Raw genomic sequence first — 23,664 nt, 5'->3', positions numbered from 1 at the left:
AGAGAGCCTGTCCCTTCTATAGTATTGTTTAAAGTGACTGGGAATTTTAACATTTTGAGGGGGAAAAATGGGATGAAAAAATGGTTCATGTTTGGTTTAACATTACTTATTAGTTTTACACTTATTGCTTGTGGTTCTGAAGAAACTACAACTACACTTTCAATGGAACAAGCCGGTGTCACGATGGTAGTTACGCTTAAAGCAGAGGGAGACAGAGTAACGGAGCAAACTGCTGATAATGAAATTATGTATGATGCATTAGGTGTAAGCACTGCTGAAGAGGCAGAGGAATTCTTCGCGGGTTTTGTAGAAGGCTTTGATGAAACAGAAGGGGTTACCCATAACATCGAATATCAAGAGGATAAAGTAGTCGAATCGTTAACGGTCGACTATGAGAAGGCTGATATTGATGAAGTAAGTCAATTAGCTGGATCCCAGTATGAAGCTGAATCAGGTGATGAAATCAGTTTGGAACGAACGATTGAAATGTTGGAAGAACAAGGGTTTGAAATTGTAGAATAACTTATAAGAATAGAGAATTTGTGAGCACTCCAATTTGGGGTGCTTTTTTATAAGCCTCAATTAGATTACCTTCCGCACAGATTCGACATAAAAATCGAAGGCATTCCTTAAATTTTCCTCAACTAAGAAAAAAGTACGGAGAATTATTTGAAATGTGATAAAATTAGGTAAGTGCAATAATGTTGAAAAACTTTTAGTCGAAATATAATGTTTCTAATTCTTCTTTTGAAGTTTAAGGATGTGCAGAGCTATTGAAGTTAAGAAACAAAGTGTTTATTATGTTTACAGCTTTAGTCTTGGTTCCTCTAATTATTATTGCCATTGTTGTTCATGGGATATTTTCGTCATCTAAGTTGGAGGACGTAACGAAGAGTACGGAAAATACAATCGTACAATTAAATAATAGTTTGGACTTAATGATCGATGATGCAGCAAGATCGACGTTATCCTTACTCTATAATAATCAGTTGATAAATACTTTAACCTCATATAGTAATGACTCACCCGGGAGTTATATCAGTAACGAGGACAAGAACCTGTTCTCACTTTTCTTATCTGGGATTATGTATAATCGAGAGACTTTCCGTGGTGTACATGTATTTTCAAACCAAGGTCATACATTTAGTCATCTCGACCGGGGTTCAATAAGTGATACGATTCATTTAAAAGAACAGCCTTGGTATCAGACGGTGATGGGAGCAGATGGGAGTTGGATATTATATCCGGAGTTTCATCAACCGTACTACATCAACGATAGTAATAATTATGTAAGTTTTGTCCGGTTACTAAAAGACCCTGTAGACCTCCATGGAATTGGGATAATAAAAGTGGATTTTAATCCAGATTACTTTGAGAAGTTAACCCAACAAATGCCAGGTGAAGATTGGCAAATATTTAGTGAAGGACGAGCCTTATTCAATAAGTCCAGCTATCAACTTTTAGATAAATGTACAAGTAACCGTACATGGGTTAACGATGGGAATGAGGAATTCTTATGTCTTACACATACATCTCCATCTACTGGCATCCAAGTTAGTAATGTCATTCCTAAAGAATTTATCTATCATGAGATTAAAGAATTTCGTCAATCCTTAGTTCTCGTCATCATATTGAGTTTGATTGGCACATTATTATTATCTTTCTATGTTTCTAAATTGTTGTTAAAACCATTTGATCTCCTAAAGGATAGAATTAGAGATTTTCAAAATAATAGAATGAATAAAATTGATGATAATTTTAGAGGGGAATTTGCGGAAATCAGTGGTACATACAATAATATGTTGTCTGAGATTAATCAACTAGTGAAAGAAGTGTATGAGTTAAATACGAAAAATGCAGAGTCAGAATATAAATCATTGCAAGCTAAGATGGATCCACATTTTATTTTTAACACGTTAGAAACGATCAATATGACAGCCCTTTCAAATAAACAGTTTGATGTATCGGATATGGTTTCCGACTTAGGTAGTTTAATCCGATATCGATTAAATAACGAAGATACGTTTATACCGTTGCAAGCAGAGATGAATTTTACAAAGTCGTATATAGCTTTAATGGAATATCGACTGGGAGAAAATCTGAATGTACATTGGGATATCGCTCCTGGAGTCTCGTCCTTTTTAATTCCAAAGTATCTCATCCAACCGTTAATCGAGAATTCAATTAAACATGGTTTCCTGGACAGACCTATTTCCATTTCCATTCATGTAAAGACGGAAGGTGATGTACTGGAAATATCAGTTAGGGATGATGGCGAAGGCATTCCACAAGAAAAACTATCGGAGCTTCAGAACCATCTATCCAACCAAGATGTCAGTAATCATGCTTTGAAATCTGAACGTGGAAATGGGCTGGCTTTAGTCAATATATCAAAAAGGTTAATGCTCATCTATGGTTCAGAATATCACTTACATGTTCATTCCATACCGTTTTTAAACACTACTATCAAGGCGAAAATTCCTGTACAAAGGGGGGAATCTCATGAAGAAAGTGATGATCGTGGAAGATGAGAAAGTGATCAGACAGGGGATTAAATTCCTGCTTGAAGAAGTGTTCACCGGGTATCAAGTAGCTTGGGAAGCTGAAAATGGAGAAAGGGCACTCGAGATCATTCATGTAGATGTCCCTGATATCATTCTTTCAGACATTCGAATGCCCAAGATGGACGGTCTTAAATTTTTATCTTACTTACAAGATAAACTACCCGAAGTTCCTGTTATTGTAATTAGTGGGTATGATGACTTTGCCTATGTACGTGAGGCGTTTAAGCTTGGGGTAAAAGACTATCTATTAAAGCCAATTAAAAGAAGCGAACTTGCTAGTGTGCTTAAGAAAATCGAAAAAGAAGACATAACATATGCCTTCAGAGAAGACCCACCCGTTATTCGTCAAATCAAAGAACTGATTGAGCAACATTTGGAAGAGGATTTATCCTTGAAATTTATTTCCAACACACTAAACTTGCATCCTAACTATATTAGTCAAACGTTTAAAGATTATACGAAAGTCAATTTATCGGACTATATTGTTTCGAGAAGAATGGAGAAGGCAAATAGGTTGCTTTCACAGACAAACTTAAAAATATATGATGTCGCCTATCTCTCCGGATATTCAAATGCGAAACATTTCTCATCTGTATTTAAGAAATACTTTGGTAAAACTCCTCAACAATTTAAAAATGAAGTACTCTAAAACAAATATCTTAATATATTACACCAAATCTTAAGACTTCTGTATTGTTAAGCGCTTACAATTTAGTTATCATTACATTTAATAAAAATTATAAAGAAAGGGTGGAATGGTATTGAGAGCATTTAAGAAGTTATCTGTGGTTCTAGTACTTGTATTATTATTTACAAACATTCCAATTGCGAATGCGGCAGAAAAGGGAGGACTTGCTGAATTATTATTAGTGCCTTTAGATGATCGTCCTGCAAATTTATACTTCCCTCAACAAGTTGGTAAAACTGCAGGCATGAATGTTATTACTCCACCAAAAGAAATCATCGGATATTTTAACACACCTGGAAATACGGAAGAAATAGTTGAGTGGGTAATGGATAATGCCAATGAAGCGGATGGGTTTGTTTTATCCAGCAGTATGTTAGCTTATGGGGGATTAATTGCTTCCAGGACTGGTGAAAAACCACTTGATGAAGCATTAGAGGGTATTGAAGTAATTAAAGAATTGCGGGAAAGATATCCAGATAAACCAATCTACGTGTATGATACGATACAGCGCTTAGCAATTTCCGCGTTAAGTGAGGAATCTTTAATTTACTATGATCAGATTAGAGAATGGGCAATTTTATATGATCGAGTACACAATTTAGGTTTTGAAGAAGATAGAGAGAGATTAGAGGAACTGGAAGCATTGATTCCGGAAGAAGTACTGGATGATTATCTACGGGCTCGAGCAAGAAATCATGAAGTGAATAAACAGTTAATTGATTGGTCGGCTGACGGCTATATTGATTATTTGATTTTAGCTCAGGATGATGCAGCTCCACATGGATTACATCGAGCGGAGAGAGAACTATTAGTTGAAAGAGTAAATGAACTAGATATCAATGATAAAGTATCTATCTTCCCAGGAGCAGATGAAGTTGATGTTGTTTTAGTTTCCAGATTTGCAACAGAATTTTTTAATGAGTCGCCAACGTATTATGTTGAGTATGGTGGGATGCATGGAAAAGATTGGATTGCACCATTCGAAGATACGACATTTGAAGAAAATGTAGAAAAACATATACGTTCTGCTGGAGCGGAAATAACAACAGACGAAGAAGCTGCCGACATCCACCTTATTTTAAATACCCCGACTGAAGCGGGAAGGGAACGATCGTCGGATATAGAAAATATGGTTAATCGAATAAGCGCATTAATAGATGCTGATAAGAAGGTTGTTATTGGTGATGTACTCATTGTCAATAAAGCAGACGAAGACTTCGTTACATTACTATCCAATACGGTAGATTTAACTAAAGTATTATCCTATAGTAGTTGGAATACAGCAGGTAATGCGCTCGGTGTAACCGTGGGTCATGCGACAGCTAGAGATGTATTTTTAAAACAGAAATCAGGTTTTGGCGTACCTGTATATAAAGAAACCGCTAAAGCGCATTATGAATTTTTACTACACCGTTTTGCCAAGGATCAAGGCTATAAAAACGTTGTACAGCCGGGTGCTAATAATTTCATTAGGGAAATCGGTGGTGACCAATGGAATCTCGTTCAGCATTATGATGTGGTAAACCAATTCGTTCAGGAGCAACTGACAGAAGAGACTCTAAATTGGTATAGCCACTTTGATGGTAAAAAGGTTTATATAGGTTCTAGAGGGAATAAAGATTTTTATAGTACCATAGATGCTTTGGAATCCGTTCATATTGAACTTCCATGGCCAAGAACTTTTGAAGCTGAACTAGAACCAAAATTAATTTTAAAATAGATATATGCATACAGAAATGCTGTTGATCCATACCAATTTGGGGTTCAACAGCATTTTTTGATGGAAGCATATATCTTAAGAATGCAAACCAAATCTTAAGATATATGTATTTTAAAGCGTTTACAATATTGATATCATTGACTTATACGGAAGGGGGAAAATTATGAAAAAGCTATTATTGATTGGTTTTGTCTTTTTATTAACGATATTGGCCGCTTGTGGGGACGATAACGAAAGCACTACGAATGATGAGAAAAGTGAAGATGGAGATGTCGTAGAACTAACGTTTACCACATGGGGTAGTGAAGGTCATATTGCTATGTATGAGGAACTTCTCGAAGAATTTTACGAGGAGAATCCGAATATCAAGGTGAAAATTGAGAGTATCCCTCATGCCGATTATCAGCAAAAGCTTTCTGTCTTAGCTGCAGGAAATGAATTGCCTGATGTAGGCTGGGTAGCGGAAAGAATGGTGCCTCAATTTACAGACAACAATATTCTTCGTGAGATTACAGAGATTACAACGGATGAGGAATTTGATTTTGACGACTATATTCCATCCACTTTGGAACTATGGCAACATGATGGAGGTTTATACGGTTTACCGTTCTCTACACCTCCAATGATTATTTATTATAACAAGACGATGTTTGAAGATGCGGGTGTTGAAACACCGAATGAATTGGCTGCTAAAGGTGAATGGACTTGGGAGCAATTCGAAGAAACAGCTAAAGCAATATCATCAGGTGAAGGTGTAAATCGGAAATATGGTGCAAGGTTGTTCAATGAATGGACGAACTTCGCGACGATGCCTTCTCATACATTTTCCTATGGTGGAGAGATGTTCTCTGAGGATATGAGTTCTTTCGAATGGAATTCAGATGAAGGGGTTGCTACTTTCGAACTTCTTAACCGCATGATGTTTGAAGATAAGTCCCATGTACCACCAGGTGAAAATGTTAACTTTGAAAGTGGAAATGTAGGAATGTTTACTTTTATGTACAGTTACATTGCTAATGTAAGAGGAATCACTGACTTTGAATGGGATATTGCACCATTACCTGAAGGTCCAGAAGGGCGAGTTCCATTACTTGGTCAAGCAGGACTTGCAGCATTCGAGGGAAGTGACCATCCAGAAGAGGCATTAAAGTTACTCCAATTCCTTGGTTCGAAAACTGGCATCCAAGCTTCATCCCAGTTCTTCGTACCAGCCCGGAAGAGTGTATTGGAATCAGATGAGTTTATCAATGTAGAAAATAACCCGCCAAGAGAATCGATTGAATTAGCGTTAATTAATGAAATGGATAATGGATTTATTTATCCACTTCATGATGATTGGGCAAAGATTGAAAGTGAAATTGTTGGTGGATTCGATAAATTGTTTGCCCAAATGGCTACTCCTGAAGAAATTTTAGCGGAAATGGAAGAAAAGATAAATCCAATACTACAAAAGTAAATGAGAGAACGGTTCCCGCCGTTCTCTTTCCATAGGTGTTCAAATAACATAAGAGGTGATAAAATGACGAATCGATTAAACGAACTATTATCTAATCCTAATTTACCAATTATCGTTAGCCTTCCAGAAAACAAGTTAGAGTTGGCTGAAGCTGCAATAGAAGCAGGAGCAGACGCTTTAAAGTTTCATATTCAAGTGGATCATCGAGCGAGTGGCAATAGATTTCTTGGGTTGGAGGAATATAGAGATGTGTTCACAACTGTGAGGGAAAAATTCGCTGGACCAATTGGCATTGTTATCGGAGATGATATAGAAACAGTGAATGAAACAGATCTTCATTCCTTGAAAGAGGTTGGATTTGATTATTACTCACTGTATGCGAAACATATTTCATCTAAACTGTTAGTGCAAGACCAATTAGCGCAAACCGTTGCAGTAGATAATGAGTTTGATCCTACACATGCAAAAGCTTTAGAAGTGTTAGATGTAAAAGCGTTAGAGATTTCGGTTGTTAAGGGTGAAAATTATGGAACTCCCCTTCATTTGGAAGATATTGTTTCATACATCAACTACCGAAAAAATACAGATTTACCTCTTATCGTACCATCACAGAAAAAATTAGTACCAACGGATTTGAAGGTTTTACGGGATATCGGTATCAACGCAGTTATGTTGGGTGCAGTTACGATTGGAGCAACGAAAGAATCTATTCATCAATCAATTTCAGAATTCAAAGCTTTTTTAGCTAATCTTAACTAATGCAAGGATGATCATATGCTGAACAACAAAGCAAAAACAAAAAAAACATTTAGTGCAAAACGGGGGGAAGCAATTGCTGGTTGGTTGTTCATCTCCCCTATGGTTATAGGATTTACCATCTTTATGTTCGGTCCTTTAGTCTATGCATTTTTTATGAGTTTGCATGATTGGCCGTTATTAGGTGAACAGGCATTTATCGGACTAGAGAATTACCGGAACTTGATGAGTGATGCTTCGTTTACGAATTCATTGAAGGTCACATTGTTATTTAGTCTAGGACTTGTACCACTAAATATTATTCTAGCACTGTTTTTGGCGAATCTTTTAAAAGAGAAGTTTTGGGGAATTGGTATCTTTAGAACGGCAATTTTTGTGCCGGTTATGACATCACTCGTTGTTTGGGCTATTGTATGGAAGTATCTTCTAGCTCCGGAGTTAGGATTTATTAATCAAATGCTCGGTTGGTTTGGCATTACTGGTCCGAGTTGGCTATTGAATCCAAATACCGCTCTCCCAGCGGTTATTGTTGTAAGCGTTCTAAAGAATGTTGGATTAAATATGATTCTATTTCTTACGGCGATGCAACAGGTACCAAAAGAGTTATATGAAGCAGCGGAGTTGGACGGGGCTTCTAACTATGTTAAATTCCGTAATGTCACGTTTCCATTGATCACACCGACCGTATTTTTAACGATAATTATTACAACAATCGGTGCGATGAAGATATTCGGTCAAGTGTATGTTATGACGAATGGCGGTCCAGGTGAAAGTACGAAGGTGCTCGTTTACTATATTTGGGAAACAGCCTTTAAGCTATTTGATATGGGATATGCGTCAGCATTGGCATTTGTATTGTTCTTTATCCTACTAGTATTTACCGTTATATCTTGGGTTGTTCGTAAAAGGTGGATATTCTATGAAGACTAAACGACGATTAACATTAAAATATATATCCTTATCTATTATTACACTGATTATGATCGGCCCATTGATATGGATGATCGCTACATCATTAAAAGAAAGATCGCGTATCTTCACCCAGTTCTTCCCTAATCCAATTAGATGGGAAAATTACTTGGATGTATTACAGAATGGCACGTTTTTAACACAATATTGGAATAGTATTTATATCGCCTTATTAGTCACTATCTCGGTTTTACTATTTGCATCGATGGCAGGGTATGCATTTGCCAGACTGAATTTTCCTGGTAAGAACATTATTTTTATCTTACTTTTGAGTGTCATGATGATTCCACCAGAGGTAACGATTATTCCATTGTTTTTATTCATGAGAGATTTAGATATCATTAATACTCATATACCTTTGATCATCTTACCGATTTTTGGTGCACCTGGTGCTTTTGGGGTTTTTCTAATGAGACAATTTTTTATTGCCATTCCAAAAGAATTAGAAGAGGCTGCGGTTATGGATGGATGCTCTCGTTTTAAAATCTATTGGAAAATATTCTTACCACTTTCAGTTCCTGCTTTATCAACATTGACAATCTTTACATTCCTGACAAACTGGGATGAATTTTTATATCCATTAATTTTCATTAATGATAGGGATTTAATGACACTACCGGTTGGATTGTCCTTATTTACAGATGAAACTGGTACTGCTTGGGAGCATCTGATGAGTGCTACCACATTGGCTACAATTCCGTTATTAATTATTTTCTTCTTTGCTCAGAAGAAGTTTATTGAAGGAATGACGGCAGGAAGTATCAAATAGGGTATTGGAGGAGATTTTCATGAGTTTTGATAACTTATATTATTATCGACCGATTGAGAAGAAAAGTAATCCGGAGCAATTTGAACGTGATTTGGTTATATATGGAGGAACTTCTGCTGGAATAACAGCTGCCATTCAAGCAAGGAAATCCGGTTTATCTGTTGTCATTGCTGAGTTTGGAAGGTATATCGGGGGCATGACTGCAAGTGGTTTAGGGGCGACGGACTTAGGAGCAGAAGCTGCTCTTGGTGGTCTATCCAGAGAGTTTTATAATCGTGTTTCTACTTACTATAAGGAAGAGAAGCAATTTAAATTTGAACCAAAAGTAGCGATGGAAATTTATAAGAACTGGCTGGAAGAATATGAGATTGATGTTATCTATAATCAAACCTTGGAAGAAGTCGTGATGGAGAACGGCGAAATTAAGGAACTGATGATGGAAGATGGTAATTCCTATATCGGAAAGGTATTTATTGATGCTACATATGAGGGGGATTTGTTAGCAAGATCGAATGTATCCTATTTTGTCGGTCGTGAATCAAATGCTACGTATAAAGAAATTTATAATGGTGTCCAATTCAATGGTCAGCATCATAAGTTTGAGACGTGGATTGATCCATATGTAATCGAAGGAGATAAGGAGAGTGGCTATCTGAGCGGCATTACGGAAACCGATATGAATTTGATCGGCTATAACGGGCAAGGCGATAAGCGAATCCAGGCATATAATTTCAGAGTATGCCTAACAAGTGATGAAGATAATAAAATACCTTTTCCTAAACCAAAGAATTATGATGCGGACCGATATATGTTGCTGCTGCGTTATATACATGCTGGATTTTGGGATGCGATGAATCTACATACGATGCTTCCAAATGGAAAAACAGATTTAAATAACTATGGGGGATTTTCTTCCGATAACATTGGAATGAATTATGATTGGCCTGATGGTTCATATAAAACCCGCGAAGAAATCTTCCAAGACCATGTGACATATAACGTAGGAATGCTATATTTCCTTAGCAATGATAAACGTGTACCAAAGACTATTCGTGAAGAAGTTTCCCAGTGGGGATTACCGATAGATGAATTTGTAGAAACAGCGCACTGGCCTCATCAGTTATACATCCGTGAAGGAAGAAGAATGATTTCTGATTATGTTATGACCGATCATAACTGTCTTGGTACTCAAACTGTTACCGACTCTGTTGGTCTAGCATCTTATCAAATGGACTCTCACCATGTCCGACGGGTTGTAATAGATGGTAGAGTAGTAAATGAAGGAGATATCCAAATCCCGGTTTCTCCTTTTGCAATCTCTTATCAGTCGATTAGACCAAAGGCAGAGGAATGTACAAATTTATTAGTACCTGTATGTCTGTCCAGCTCACATATTGCTTATGGATCGATTAGAATGGAACCTGTATTTATGATGTTAGGACAATCCGCAGCAGTTGCCGCAAGTTTAAGTATCAAGAATGAGACGATTGTTCAAGACATAAATTATGAGGAATTAAGAGAAGAACTCCTGAAAGTTGGCCAAGTACTTGAGTGGGATGATTCCATAGAAGATAACCCGATTGAGAGAATGAAGGAAACATTTGGGAGAGAGACGAATAGGGTATAGTTTAAGGCCGAGGGTGGTGCTTTTCTCTTATTTTGAGGGAAGAGCATCAGGCTTCGGTACAAGCTCGTAATTGGACAGGGGGAACTCTGGAATGATTGAATGTATTGTAGAAAATAAACGAGATGCCATTCATGCTGAAAAACTCGGGGTTAACAGATTAGAATTAGTATCTGCAATAGCGGTGGGTGGTTTAACACCATCTCATGGAACGATTAAAACTGTATTGAAAAGTGTACACATACCTGTTCAAGTTATGGTTCGACCCCATCCTTATGGGTTTGTATATGATACATATGATAAAGAAGTAATGTTAGAGGAAATTGCCTTTCTAAACAAGTTAGGTCATCATCGTATCGTGATAGGTGCACTCCGCGATAATCATAAAATAGATACTGATTTTCTCGATCAACTATTCAAGAAATTTCCTGAAGTAGATGTTACTTTTCACCGTGCATTTGATGAAGTGGATGACCAAATGGAAGCTTACGAGACATTAACACGATATAGCAGAAACGTTAAAAGAATACTGACCTCAGGAGGGGAAGATAACTGTAGCGCAGGGATTATAAATCTCTCCAAGCTAGTTCAATTGCAGCGGGAAACAAAGGGTCCTGAGATTCTACCTGGAAGTGGATTAGATGTGGATAATATAACGGAAATTCATGAAGCTGTGCAGGCAAAAGAATACCACTTTGGCCGCGGAGTGAGAAGCAATAAATCTTTTGAAAAAGGATTTAATAAAAAAACTGTGGATGAAATTAAAAGGATTCTAAAATAAAGTTTCTGGCTAGCTACTGTGAACAGAGTATAACTTCCTTACAAACTGGAATTTGTTATCCATTTGGGATGCGTTTCTGAGGGTCATTCGGGTGAAAGATTATCATGAAATGAGCAATACCTCCTGTTCTATCATTGTAGAAAAAATTAATCAGTAAAAAACACCAGTGTTAGGGCTTGCTACAGGATCAACTCCGGAAGGCTTGTATAAGCGGATCATTGAGAAGTATCGTCAACACGAGGTTTCTTTAACGTGTAAAATCATTTAACTTAGCTGGATAACGACAACCCTAATAGTTATTACTATTTTATGAGAGAAAGCCTTTTTATCATGTGGATACCTCATTAACACATGTGAACGCATCTAATTGAGTTGCTAGTGATTTACATGAAGAATGTGAGTTATACGAAACAAAAATTAAAGCTGAGGGTGGCATCGACCTTCAATTACTGGGAATTGGGGAGAATGGACATATCGGTTTTAATGAACCGGAAACACCTTTTTCAAGTAGGACACAAGTGATAGATTTAGAACTTAGCAAGTTGCCTGGATCACAGTATGAAGGAGATTCAGATTCACATGTTAGCTTGAAACAAACAATTGAAATGTTGGAAGAACAAGGTTTTAAAGTTGTTGATTGATCTGACAAAATGAGCCAGCTGTGTGGACTTTTTGACGCTCACTCTCTTACTTTCAGATTCTGTGGATGTTACTCCCAAACATAGCTTATCCTAGCAGGAGAGCTATGAGGTTGACTCATGTAAGCTGACAGTTCATAGATTTATCTAATTCGGAAATAATTGTATTTTTATATAACACAAACTTTTTGCAAAAAATCAATTGACTAAAAGGAAAAGCTGATCTATTATTTAGGTAACCGGTTACATACATATTTATATTTTTTTGTACCTATATGTAACCGGTTACCTAATTAAATATTTGATCAAATAATAATTTATATATGGTTCAGATGTATAAAATTTAACTTCAACAAGGTGAGGGGATACATATGAAAGAGATTAGAATTGTTTCACCAAGCGGGATGCTTGGTTACGGATTTCCAAAAGAGTCGTTTGATCGTGCTTTTGATCAGAAAATAGACGGGATCGTGGTTGATGCAGGATCGACAGATGCAGGTCCGCATAAACTCGGTGCAGGAGTATCGATTGTCAGTGAGAGGGCAGTGAAAAAAGATTTGGAAATCATGTTAGCGCAAGGTATTCCAAATAAAATCCCGACGATTATTGGATCAGCTGGTGGAGCGGGAGCAAAACAGCATGTGGAAGACACGCTTGCTATTCTGAAAGAAATCATTCATGAACAGAACTATGAAGCAAAGATTGCAGTCATTTGGGCTGATTTTGAAAAAGACTATATTATCGATGCATTGGACGACAATAGAATTACCCCCCTATCGAATAATATTCCGGATTTAACGAAAGAAGCTGTTCAGGAAACTGCTTCAATCGTTGCACAAATGGGGCATGAACCAATATTGGAGGCACTTCAAGGAGGGGCAGACATCATCGTTTGCGGCCGGGCTTATGACCCTTCTCCGTTTGCTGCGATTGGCATTTATCACGGAATGGACGAAGGTTTATCCTATCACTTAGGAAAGATACTGGAGTGCGGTGCATTGTGTGCGGAACCCGGAACGACAAAAGATAGCATATTAGGAACAATTTATTCGGATTCATTTACCGTAGAATCGTTAAACCCGGAGAGAAAATGTACAAAGACCAGTGTCGCCGCCCATACCTTTTATGAAAAAGAACATCCGTATCTCTTAAATGGTCCAGGTTTTCAATTAGACTTATCAAATTGTAGCTTTACAGAGAAATCTCTAGGAGTAGTTGAAGTCAAAGGCAGTACATATGTAGAAACAGAGAAGCATTTAGTTAAACTCGAGGGTGCACGGAAAACATCCTATCGAGCCTTCGTTATAGCAGGGATTCGTGATCCGTTATTACTCGCTAATTTGGAGAAGGTCGAAAAGGAAGTCAAAAAACAAGTGAAAAATTATTATGTTGAAGTACCAGAGACAGAATATGAAATCAACTTTTACTACTATGGAAAAAATGCGGTACTTGGAGATAAAGAACCAGAGATTTTCCAAGGTCATGAAGTGGGCGTTTTATTTGAAGTGCTGGCAAAAACTCAAGAACTGGCAAACGCGCTCTGTGCTACGCTTCGCTCCACTTACTTGCACTATGGATATGAAGGAAGGAAATCAACGGCAGGTAATTTGGCCTTTCCTTTTGCACCAAGTGATGTCACCTTTGGTCCCGTTTATCAGTTCTCTGTCTATCATTTACTGGAAGTGACTGATAATCCGTTTCGTATTGAATGGTTGGAGGTGGGAAGTAATGACTAAGTTATATGAGTATGCTAAAGTACTGCGCAGTAAAAATGCTGGTCCATTTGAAGTAACTTTGGATATTTTATTTGAAGAAAAGGAAAAGTATGATCATGTTAAGCAATCTGGAATTTTGACGAAAGAACGCATTGCAAGACTCTATCATATTGAAGTTAGTGATATCCATCATTTTGTATTCTTTGATCAAGCATTAGGAATTAAGATAACGATGGCAAGAGACATTTCTTCTGGCAGTGCCGGAGATCGTGATGTATATGGGGCACAACAGCACGCCCCGCTAATGAATATTGACATCGATGAGGAGTAGAAGAAGATGAAAAAAATTGCTGTGTTTGGCAGTGTCAATATCGATTACTTTGTAGAAAGTAAAATACTTCCCAAGGCTGGAGAAACGGTTTCCGGAGAAAATTTCTTCATGAACTTTGGTGGGAAGGGTGCCAACCAAGCAGTTGCAGCGGCAAGGCTTGGCGGAGATGTTGCTTTGTTCGGTTCAATAGGAAATGATGATCAAAAAAATATCCTTCTCGAACATTTTAAAGAAGAAAATGTAGATGTAAACTATTTAAATGTTAGAAATGATGTTTCGACAGGAGCGGCATTTATTCAATTATGTGAAAGTGAAAATCGAATCATCATTGTTCCTGGTGCAAATCAATATACGAACCGGAAATATAGTGAGCAACATTTAGAAAATCTATTAAACTATGATTTGTTCGTGTTTCAGTTGGAAGTTCCAGTAGATGCATTAGAATACTTAATACCTATTCTTCATTCCCATAACAAAACAATCATTCTTGATCCTGCACCAGCGCAATTACTGTCGAATGAAATATTAGAGAAGATTACGTATATCACTCCGAATGAGCATGAAGTTTCCATTATTACGGATGACATAGGTGATAAGGATGGACTCTTGGCGAAGTATCCGAATAAATTGATTGTTACTTGTGGGAAGTATGGTGTCAAATACCATAATGGTAAAGAAGTTGTAACTGTACCTGCGAGAAGGGTTAAAGCAATTGATACGACGGGTGCAGGTGATACATTCACCGGGGCATTTGCAGTAGCTCTATCAGAAGGAATGCCACTACATGATTGTATTGTTTATGGCACGTATGCTGGAAGTTTGGCAGTCATGAAAAAAGGAGCACAGTCTGGCATGCCACGTAAACATGAAATGAACGAGCTATTGGAGAAGGAGGGGAGAAGGCTTGAAAGCTAAACTAAAGAGGATTCGCAGCGACTGGATTTTATATTTAATGTTACTACCTGGAATTACTTATTTCATTATTTTCCACGTCATTCCAATTATTAATATGAAATTGGCATTTGAAGACTATCGGATTATTGGCGAGAATACGTGGGCAGGACTAAAACATTTTCAAGTACTGTTCAGCTCCCCAGCCTTCATGGATGTATTGCAAAATACGATTATCATAAGTACGATGAAAATCATCTTTATATTCCCAATCCCTATTATTCTATCATTACTGATCAGTGAAGTTCGTTCAGGTCCTTTTAGGAAATATGTACAATCTGTATCCTATTTACCGCACTTCCTGTCTTGGGTTGTTATCGCAGGTATTTGGATCAGTTTTTTAAGTCCGGATGGGGGATTTAATATTATTCGTAACTTTTTCCAGCTTCCTTCTCTCGATTTTATGACTAGCAAAGACCATATCAGATGGGTGCTTGTGTTTTCTGAAATGTGGCGGAGTGCAGGTTGGGACAGTATTCTTTATATCGCAGCAATTATGAAAATCAGTCCTCATTTATATGAAGCGGCACAACTTGATGGGGCAAGCACCTTTCAGCAAATGCGTCACATTACATTACCAGCTCTTGCCACCACTGTTGTAACCGTATTCATATTAAACCTTGGTTTCTTTATGAACGCGGGCTTTGACCAAGTGTTTAATCTAATGAATGATTCCGTAATCAGTAAAATTGATATTTTAGATACGTATGTTTATCGAATCGGTCTTTTGAACGGGGAGTATTCCTATGCTACTGCTGCCAGCCTATTTAAAGGTGCCATTGGCTTGGTCTTGATTTTAGGAACACATTTCCTGTCTAAGCGACTGACAGGAAAAGGTGTATGGTAATGGAGGAATTAAAATGAGAAGAATGAGCTGGTCCCGGACCATTATATATACTATTTTATTTTTCGTTTCTTTAGCTGTTTTAATTCCCCTTCTGAATTTGTTGGCCATGTCCCTGTCATCACCAGATCGAGTTAATGAATTGTCAGGCTTGGGCATTTTTCCTAAGGGGTTCTCACTAATAAACTATGAAATTATTTTATCCAATCCCATGATTTTAAAAAGTATCGGCAACTCTGTATTCATAACGATTGTTGGAACAGTACTGAACCTCACTTTAACTTCAATTACAGCTTATGTACTTGCCCGTACGAATTTTGTAGGTAAGAATTTCGTATTAATATTTCTTATTGCGATTATGGTATTTGAGCCATCCATGATTACGGAGTATTTGCTGGTTAAGGATTTGGGATTACTAAACACCTATGCATCTTTGATTTTCTATAAGGCGATTAATGTGTACTATTTATTCATTTTGATGCGCTTCTTCCAGGAAATACCTGAGAGTATAATTGAATCAGCAAGAATTGATGGAGCTGGGCACTTCCGCATATTCACCCGAATCGTCTTGCCTCTGTCCAAACCGGCGTTAGCAACATTGACTTTATTTTACGGAGTTTATCATTGGAATGAATATTTCCGTGCGACGATTTACATTTCCGATCCAGGTAAATGGCCACTACAAGTTGTCTTAAGACAATTTGTTGTGACTCAAGATAATACAACAATGTTGGCAGGCATGAATCTATCTCCAGAAGTGTTGGCAAGTCTGGATTTCGCTTCACTGCAGTCAAGTACGATAGTTATTGCGATTATACCTTTACTGCTTTTATATCCATTAATTCTAAAATACTTTACAAAAGGAACGATGGATGGTGGAGTGAAAGACTAACTTTTAGGTCTCTTTAAAGGAGGGGGATGTCTTTATTTATATTGTTGAAAGAAATGTACAAAGGACAAATGAAGACAAAAAACATTGGAGGTACTTGAGAGATGAAAAAAATTAAATTTTTGCTGATTGCATTATTATTTATCGGTTTATTAGCGGCTTGCTCTTCAGATGAAGAGCCTCAGGCAGAAGTAACAGAGGATGGAAAGACAATCATCAAAGTAGCGTTCAAAGATGATGGGCCATCAAATCCAAATGCTGTGAAATACTATGAAACTTTAGCTGAAAAGTTAAAGGAAGATAAGGATTTAGATGTGCAATTTGAATTATTAGAAGTTGCTCAAGGAGACTACTCTGAGAAGTTGAGTTTGTTATTAAACAGTGGTGAAATCCCTGATTTGATTTACTTCCAAGGTGGAGACCAACAAATTGCCAACCAGGATTTATTAGTCGATCTTCGCCCCTATATTGAAGAGTCGGAGTATTTAAAGGATATTTTACAACCACATAATGAACTAAGATTAGATAACTATCCATATTTATTATGGGTAAAACCAATTGACTATAAAGTGCCTGTTGTGCGCCAAGATATTTTAAATGAATTAAGTACTGCAGATGCATTATTAGCAGATCCGACGATTGAAAACTACAAATCTCTATTTGAAGAAATAGTGGAAACTGGTAATGCTGATTATGCAATGACCGTAGCTGGTGACATAGCAGAGTTGGACTTCATTTTTGAAAACGCATTCGGCATCAATCAAACATGGTTGGAAACAGATGATGGTTATGTATTTAGTAAAGTATCCGAGCAAGAAAAAGAGAAACTTGCCTTTTACAGGGAGTTATATGAGGAAGGTTTGCTGGACAATCAATATTTAACGAAACAATGGGATACGAAAGAAGACGCCTTTTATGATGGCAAAGCCGGTGTAATAGTTGGTACAAATGGTAAGGTTGTAGATTTTTATAATACTAGAGTAAAAGAAGTGAATGGTGAGGAAGCTGAATTAGCAGTGCTCCCACCGGCAAAAGGTATCTATCAAGGTTTTGGTGCATCTGATGTTACAAAAGAATCACGTGGTGTAGCGATTTCTGCAGTATCTCCAAATAAAGACTTGGTGTTCGAAATTTTGGATTATCTAGCTAGTCCAGAAGGGCAACAATTCGACCGTCTTGGATTTGAAGGAGAGCATCATAATGAAACAGATGATTCCATTGAATTGACGGATGCTTATTATTCAGATTGGTATGCACGCTATTGGGAGCCAGTAGATGTAGAATTTACGAAACCAATTAGTGAAGAAACACCAATGCTAAGTAAGCCAGGACTCGAGTCTGAACAATTAGCAAGTGAATACTTTGCAGAAGACAATACCTTCATTCTCCCACAAGAGTCTATTTCACAATGGGATGCAATGGAAAACTTATATAGAGAATACTCAGCAGATATAATTACTGGTAAACTACCACTCGATGCTTTTGAAGATTTCGTTGAAGAGTGGTATGCAGCAGGTGGTACGGAATTGACCGAATTAGCAAATGAAACGATTAAATAAGGAGCATATGAATGTCTAATTTTAAAGATAAAGTCAAAGGTGTTCTAATTTCAACGGCGCTGGGTGATGCACTCGGCGCTCCCGTTGAAAAGTTAAGCTATCAAGAAATTAAGGAACGATACGGTCGTGTGGAAAGTTTGAAAACGAAATGGTATAAGGAAGAAATGGGTTACGATGCACATAAAGGTAAAAAACGCGGAAATGGAATTGTGACAGATGATACCCTGATGACATTAGCCTTATGTAATGTGTACAACATTGAAAGAAGACACTTGGATGCGTACGACATGTCAAATGAATTTGTTAAAGAGATTGCTTTTCGCAAAACATATATCCCAGAATTTGACCGTGAAGATATGATCATCGAACGTCTTTTTTACCCGGAAAAGCATATATTCCTGCGTCATACGCTAGCGAATTGTGAACCACGGGAAGGTGGTTACGGCAACATGATTAATTGTGGTGCAGCAATGTATATTGCACCAGTGGGAATTGTAAATGCCGGAAATCCAAAGGCTGCGTATGATGAAGCGATTCTATTTGCGATGGGACATCAAACGAGCTATGGGTTGGAAGCTGCTGGTGTGTTAGCTGCATGTGTCGCAAAAGCTTTTCAATCCGATGTTACAGTAGAAGAAATTATTGAGACGTCAATTGAATTTGCTAAAGACGGCACAAAGCAGGCAATTATTGCAGTTACAAATGCTGCCCGAGAATTGAAAGCAAGTAATTGTACGATGGACGAAGTTGTTGCTGCTTTCCAAGAAGCGATTCTGCCATATTCACCTATGGGAGATGATGTATCTAGAAAATTGGAGAAAGTTGGAATTCCATCGAATCATTATACACCGAGTCGACTAGGATCTATAGAAGAATTGCCTTTTGCTTTAGGTTTTATTTTGTATAATGACGGTGCTTTCTATAAATCTATTTATGATGGAATAAATTCGGGGCGTGATACCGATTCAATCGGAGTGATGATTGGAGTAATTCTTGGTGCAATGTATGGTGCCTCAGTAGTTGAATCTGAAGATGTTGCATTACTTGAAACTTCTAATCAACTAGATTTCAACAGCATTACAGAGGAATTTGCAGAGACTGCAAGACAGATCATAAAGAGCGACATTGAGAAAATCGCAGTACTTACAGATATCATAGAATAATATAGGGGGCATATGAATTGATACCACATAATTACTTAGAAAAAGTATACGCTGGTTTTATTGGAATGAATGCTGGCATTCGTTTAGGTGCACCAGTGGAACCAACCGAATGGACACCGGAAATGATATCGGATGTATATGGTGAAGTAAATGGATATTTAAAAGATTATAATGTGTTCTCTGCCGATGATGATGCGAATGGGCCAGTATTTTTCCTTCGTGCTTTAATCGATGATGCAGTTGATCGTGAGATGGAAGCTCAGGATGTAGCTAGAGCATGGCTGAATTATTCCAGAGAAGGGATTGGAATGTTCTGGTGGGGTGGAGACGGTGTTAGTACCGAGCATACGGCATATTTGAATTTACTTCGAGGGATGGAAGCACCGGAATCAGGCTCTGCCGAGACAAATGGAATCATTATGGCGGAACAGATTGGTGGTCAGATTTTCATTGATACATGGGGCTGGATATTCCCGAACAATCCAACGAAAGCAGCAGATTATGCAGAGAAAGCAGCCAGTGTCTCCCATGACCTTAATGGATTATATGGTGCTCGATTCATTGCTGCATGTATCGCAGAAGCTTTCTCAGCTTCAACTATCGATGAAGTCATATCCCGTGGGTTAAAAGAAATCCCGGCTGATTCAACGTATGCAAAAGTTGTACATGCCGTATTGGATTTTCAAAAAGAACATCCCGATGATTTTTGGAAATGCCGCCAGTATTTAGAGGAAGAATGGGGTTATGACAAATATACGGGCGTCTGCCATATCATTCCGAACGCCGGAGTATGTGTATTATCCCTCGTGTACGGAGAAGGGGATTTATCGAAAACAATTGAAATTGCGACTGCATGTGGCTGGGATACAGACTGTAATGCAGGGAATGTCGGATCGATTGTTGGCACGCTTGTGGGAATTAATGGTATTGAAGATAAGTATCGCGCACCGATTAATGACTTTATAGTAACATCGAGTGTTTCAGGGTATTTAAATATATTGGATATCCCTTCTTTCGTAAAATCATTAGCCTTATTAGGGTACCATGTGTCAGGTGAACAAGCGCCTGAAATGTTAGTGAATGGCTTTAAGGAAGAAGATGTGTTTTTCGATTTCACATTACCTGGTTCCACACATGGTTTTCAAACGGAAGTACCTTTCAAAACGATATTAAAACCAAATGATGAGTTTGGATATCGCACACCTGGTTCTTTAGAGATATTCATTGATCGTATGGTTGAAGGGGAAAAGAGTAGAGTTTATTATCAAACATTTTACCGTAGAGATCAGTTCAATGATGAAAAGTACAAACCAACATTTGCACCGAAAGCTTACAGTGGTCAAACAGTGTCAATGAAACTATATCTAGATCAACTTCGTGGAAAAGAAGTTATTGTGACACCATATATTCGTGATACATTTACAAAAGAAGTAGTAGAGCTCGAGCCGGTTACTTTGGAAGATAAGACGTGGCAGACAGTAGAGTTCATTATTCCAGATACGGAAGGTTCTTTCGTTGAAGAAGTGGGCTTTGCAATTGAAAGTCCATCACCGAGGGATTATCGTGCCTTTGGGAAAATATTCTTGGATGAATTTCATATTTATGGTGCGCCAAACTATGATATTGATTTTTCAAAACAGGTTGTTGAGTTTCTGAGTGTTACACCATTCGCACATCATCGAGGAAATTGGGATCTAGAAAGTGGGAAGATGGTAGTTGACAGTAACGAAGACTGTGCTTCTTTCACTGGACATTATTATATGAAGGATGCCGTTATTCGAGCGGGATTAAAACCAACAGCTGGTCATCACCATGCTCTTTTATTCCGTGCGTTAGGAACGCAGAAGTATTATCAAGCAGGCTTTGCTGGTGAAGGAAAAGTAGCACTTCAACTTAATGATTTCGGTTTAGAAACATTGAAAAGCGTGGACTATGACTGGAATTTAAATGAAGATTATACGTTTGAAGTAGCGGTCCGTGGTTCGGAAATTCAATTCTTCATTAATGGAGATTTAGTATTAGAGCATCTGGATGAGCGATTAACCCATGGAATGATCGGATTTTCACTTTCAGAAGCTGGATCATGTGAATATGAACATGTAGAGGTTCGAGAATAGTTGTCCAGAGAGATGAAACAATGTTGCGTGAAACACCTTCCTTACTGAGGGGGAAATTTATGTTATAATTCAGTTAATATGGATTTATAGGAGAAACGTTGTGACGAAGAAAAAAGTGACTATAAGAGAGATTGCAAAAGCATCAGGGGTTTCTATTGCTACGGTGTCACGTTATTTGAATAAAGTTAGCTATACGAGTCCAGAGACAGAGAAAAAAATACAAAAGGTACTGGATGAATTCAATTACACACCGAATGCAATAGCGCGTGGTTTAGCGAAGCAGAAATCGAATACGATTGCATTCATTACTCCCGATATTACGAACCCCTTTTTCCCGGAGATGATTAAGTCGATAGAACATGTCGCGAAGAAAAAGGGTTATAGTTTACTGCTAATCAATACAAAAGAAGAGGAATTAAATCAAAAGGACTTTTGGAATAATCTTAGGAGCAGATACGTTGATGGGTTTCTATTAGCACAATCGGAATTGACCAGTGAAATCCAAGATTACTTAAGTCAGGTAAATATTCCTTTTGTGAAAATTGACCGAGCAGTGCATGCAAAGGAAAATAATACGGTAAGTGTAAATAACTTTGAAGGTGCAAAAATGGCAGTCAACCATTTGGTAGACATTGGATGTAAGGCAATCGCACACATTAGTGGTCCGAAAACAGTCCTGACTGCAAAAGAGAGATTGAATGGTTATCTAAGCGCTGTCGAGGATTTGAATCTTGAACCAATCATTTTTGAAGGTGATTTCTCGCTAGAGAGCGGAAAGAATATTACTGAGGCAATGCTTGCTTCGAATCAGAATATCGACGGTGTATTTTATGCGAATGATCTCATGGCAATCGGCGCATTAAAAACTTTTGCCAAACAGCAAGTGCCCATTCCTCAAGAAATCGCGATTATTGGTTTTGATGGGATACAGTTGACGGAAATGGTGAATCCCGAAATTAGTACAATTAAACAACCAGTTGTAGAAATTGGAGAAAATGCGGTGACTCAATTAATATCATTGATTGAAAAACCAGATGAAACAATAAATCGTAATGTTGAATTGAATGTGGAGTTGATTGTGAGGGAGTCGAGTCGAAGGTAGAGGGTGTATTCGCTTTTTTTTATGCATTATCCGTGGTGGAAGAACATTATCTTAATCCTCATCCTAACTCTTATCTTTACCCTATCGGCAAGCAGTGGCATTGAACGAGGGATTAAATGGTTATCCAATACTAACATTGTAATTGCATTAACGATCTTGGTTGCAGTATTCATTCTTGGTCCAAGCGTGAAGATCGTAGAAATACTATTTACATCAACTGGAGACTATCTAAGTAATTTTCTGGCTATGAGCTTTCATCTAGAGCCATTTCTTGATGATTATAGCTGGCAAGCAGGCTGGGATTTCTTCTATTGGGGTTGGGCAATTAGCTTCGGTGTATTTGTAGGACTATTTTTCGCTCGGATATCAAAAGGGAGAACGATTAGGGAATTTGTTCTTGGGGAAGTAACGATTGCAACAATGATTTGGTATGGGACATTCGGAGGAACTGCCCTCTATAACATTATTAACCTCGGAGATTCAGAACTTGTCAATCGAATTTTAGAAAATATGAATACAGCTCTTTTCTATTTCCTAGAACTATTCCCAGCATCACCAATACTCATTTTAATGACATTTATTTCATTAATCATCTTTTTCGTTACCTCGGCAGATTCGACTGTTTATGTGCTTGGTATGTATAGCGAAGAAAGCACAGACCCATCAACACGCAGTAAAATTCTATGGGCAATGGTTATCGCCGGTGTGGCAATTGCTTTACATTTAACCGGTGGATTAACACCGCTACAAACTGTATCTGCCGCTGCAGGACTACCAGTCTCAATAGTTATCGTAGTGATGGCGATATCATTCTTTAAATCATTGCGTAAGGAGAAGTTGGTGAGTGGGCATGTGAGAGAAGAAGAGCTGGAGGATAGAAGGAAGAGCTCTTAAGTGTTGTGTGGCTAGACAATATATCCCCTTATTAAGGACTTCGTAATTTAATTCTAAGTAATTGTTGTAGAGATTCTATGCAATTGCTTAGAATTTTTTTATTAGTTACTTCTCCCTTGTTAAGCGATGTATTT

The 23,664-nt window shown here is 37.8% G+C and carries 20 protein-coding genes; all 20 read left to right on the top strand.

The window, feature by feature from the left end; translation table 11 throughout:
* Positions 1-72: 72 nt before the first annotated feature.
* A complete protein-coding gene (locus tag M3210_RS09925; protein WP_251513963.1) occupies positions 73-522 on the top strand; it encodes a YehR family lipoprotein in 450 nt (149 codons plus the stop codon).
* 251 nt (positions 523-773) lie between these two features.
* Positions 774-2,531 carry a cache domain-containing sensor histidine kinase gene (locus M3210_RS09920; protein WP_251513960.1) on the top strand — a complete coding sequence of 586 codons (1,758 nt, stop codon included), beginning with the start codon at positions 774-776 and terminating at the stop codon, positions 2,529-2,531.
* Positions 2,503-3,213 (top strand): response regulator transcription factor, encoded by a 711-nt coding sequence (locus M3210_RS09915; RefSeq protein ID WP_251513958.1) that lies wholly within the window; start codon positions 2,503-2,505, stop codon positions 3,211-3,213. Before M3210_RS09920 ends, M3210_RS09915 begins: the two co-directional genes overlap by 29 nt.
* A gap of 112 nt (positions 3,214-3,325) precedes the next feature.
* Entirely contained in the window at positions 3,326-4,972 is a 1,647-nt protein-coding gene (locus tag M3210_RS09910; RefSeq protein ID WP_251513955.1) for a DUF4127 family protein, read from the top strand.
* Positions 4,973-5,135: 163 nt separating this feature from the next.
* Positions 5,136-6,428, top strand: coding sequence for an ABC transporter substrate-binding protein (locus tag M3210_RS09905; RefSeq protein WP_251513953.1), 1,293 nt, complete (start codon positions 5,136-5,138; stop codon positions 6,426-6,428).
* Between the two features lie 63 nt (positions 6,429-6,491).
* Positions 6,492-7,187 (top strand): hypothetical protein, encoded by a 696-nt coding sequence (locus tag M3210_RS09900; protein ID WP_251513950.1) that lies wholly within the window; start codon positions 6,492-6,494, stop codon positions 7,185-7,187.
* A 15-nt stretch (positions 7,188-7,202) separates the two neighbouring features.
* Entirely contained in the window at positions 7,203-8,114 is a 912-nt protein-coding gene (locus tag M3210_RS09895; RefSeq protein WP_251513948.1) for a carbohydrate ABC transporter permease, read from the top strand.
* On the top strand, positions 8,104-8,922 hold the full coding sequence (locus tag M3210_RS09890) for a carbohydrate ABC transporter permease (protein ID WP_251513946.1): 819 nt from the start codon (positions 8,104-8,106) through the stop codon (positions 8,920-8,922). The genes M3210_RS09895 and M3210_RS09890 overlap by 11 nt, the downstream gene beginning before the upstream one ends.
* Positions 8,923-8,941: 19 nt before the next feature.
* Complete coding sequence (locus tag M3210_RS09885) at positions 8,942-10,549, top strand: FAD-dependent oxidoreductase (RefSeq protein WP_251513943.1); 1,608 nt, start codon at positions 8,942-8,944, stop codon at positions 10,547-10,549.
* A gap of 91 nt (positions 10,550-10,640) precedes the next feature.
* On the top strand, positions 10,641-11,327 hold the full coding sequence (locus tag M3210_RS09880) for a copper homeostasis protein CutC (protein WP_251513941.1): 687 nt from the start codon (positions 10,641-10,643) through the stop codon (positions 11,325-11,327).
* A 1,009-nt stretch (positions 11,328-12,336) separates the two neighbouring features.
* Positions 12,337-13,701 (top strand): acyclic terpene utilization AtuA family protein, encoded by a 1,365-nt coding sequence (locus M3210_RS09875; RefSeq protein ID WP_251513939.1) that lies wholly within the window; start codon positions 12,337-12,339, stop codon positions 13,699-13,701.
* Positions 13,694-14,011 carry a DUF4387 domain-containing protein gene (locus tag M3210_RS09870; RefSeq protein WP_251513938.1) on the top strand — a complete coding sequence of 106 codons (318 nt, stop codon included), beginning with the start codon at positions 13,694-13,696 and terminating at the stop codon, positions 14,009-14,011. Before M3210_RS09875 ends, M3210_RS09870 begins: the two co-directional genes overlap by 8 nt.
* 6 nt (positions 14,012-14,017) lie before the next feature.
* Entirely contained in the window at positions 14,018-14,926 is a 909-nt protein-coding gene (rbsK, locus tag M3210_RS09865) for a ribokinase (protein ID WP_251513937.1), read from the top strand.
* 37 nt (positions 14,927-14,963) lie between these two features.
* On the top strand, positions 14,964-15,809 hold the full coding sequence (locus tag M3210_RS09860) for an ABC transporter permease (RefSeq protein ID WP_251514008.1): 846 nt from the start codon (positions 14,964-14,966) through the stop codon (positions 15,807-15,809).
* A gap of 13 nt (positions 15,810-15,822) precedes the next feature.
* Positions 15,823-16,698, top strand: a complete 876-nt coding sequence (locus M3210_RS09855; RefSeq protein ID WP_251513936.1) for a carbohydrate ABC transporter permease — start codon at positions 15,823-15,825, stop codon at positions 16,696-16,698.
* 101 nt (positions 16,699-16,799) lie between these two features.
* Complete coding sequence (locus M3210_RS09850; RefSeq protein WP_251513935.1) at positions 16,800-18,254, top strand: extracellular solute-binding protein; 1,455 nt, start codon at positions 16,800-16,802, stop codon at positions 18,252-18,254.
* A gap of 11 nt (positions 18,255-18,265) precedes the next feature.
* Entirely contained in the window at positions 18,266-19,417 is a 1,152-nt protein-coding gene (locus M3210_RS09845) for an ADP-ribosylglycohydrolase family protein (protein ID WP_251513934.1), read from the top strand.
* A gap of 17 nt (positions 19,418-19,434) precedes the next feature.
* Complete coding sequence (locus tag M3210_RS09840; protein ID WP_251513933.1) at positions 19,435-21,534, top strand: ADP-ribosylglycohydrolase family protein; 2,100 nt, start codon at positions 19,435-19,437, stop codon at positions 21,532-21,534.
* A gap of 100 nt (positions 21,535-21,634) precedes the next feature.
* Complete coding sequence (locus tag M3210_RS09835) at positions 21,635-22,636, top strand: LacI family DNA-binding transcriptional regulator (protein ID WP_251513932.1); 1,002 nt, start codon at positions 21,635-21,637, stop codon at positions 22,634-22,636.
* A 3-nt stretch (positions 22,637-22,639) separates the two neighbouring features.
* On the top strand, positions 22,640-23,530 hold the full coding sequence (locus tag M3210_RS09830; protein ID WP_251513931.1) for a BCCT family transporter: 891 nt from the start codon (positions 22,640-22,642) through the stop codon (positions 23,528-23,530).
* Positions 23,531-23,664: the final 134 nt, after the last annotated feature.

Origin of the sequence: Oceanobacillus luteolus (assembly GCF_023715655.1) — a bacterium.
Taxonomy (GTDB): domain Bacteria; phylum Bacillota; class Bacilli; order Bacillales; family Amphibacillaceae; genus Oceanobacillus; species Oceanobacillus luteolus.
The sequence above is the reverse complement of the archived record's forward strand: the minus strand, read 5'-3'. Positions and strand labels throughout refer to the sequence as shown.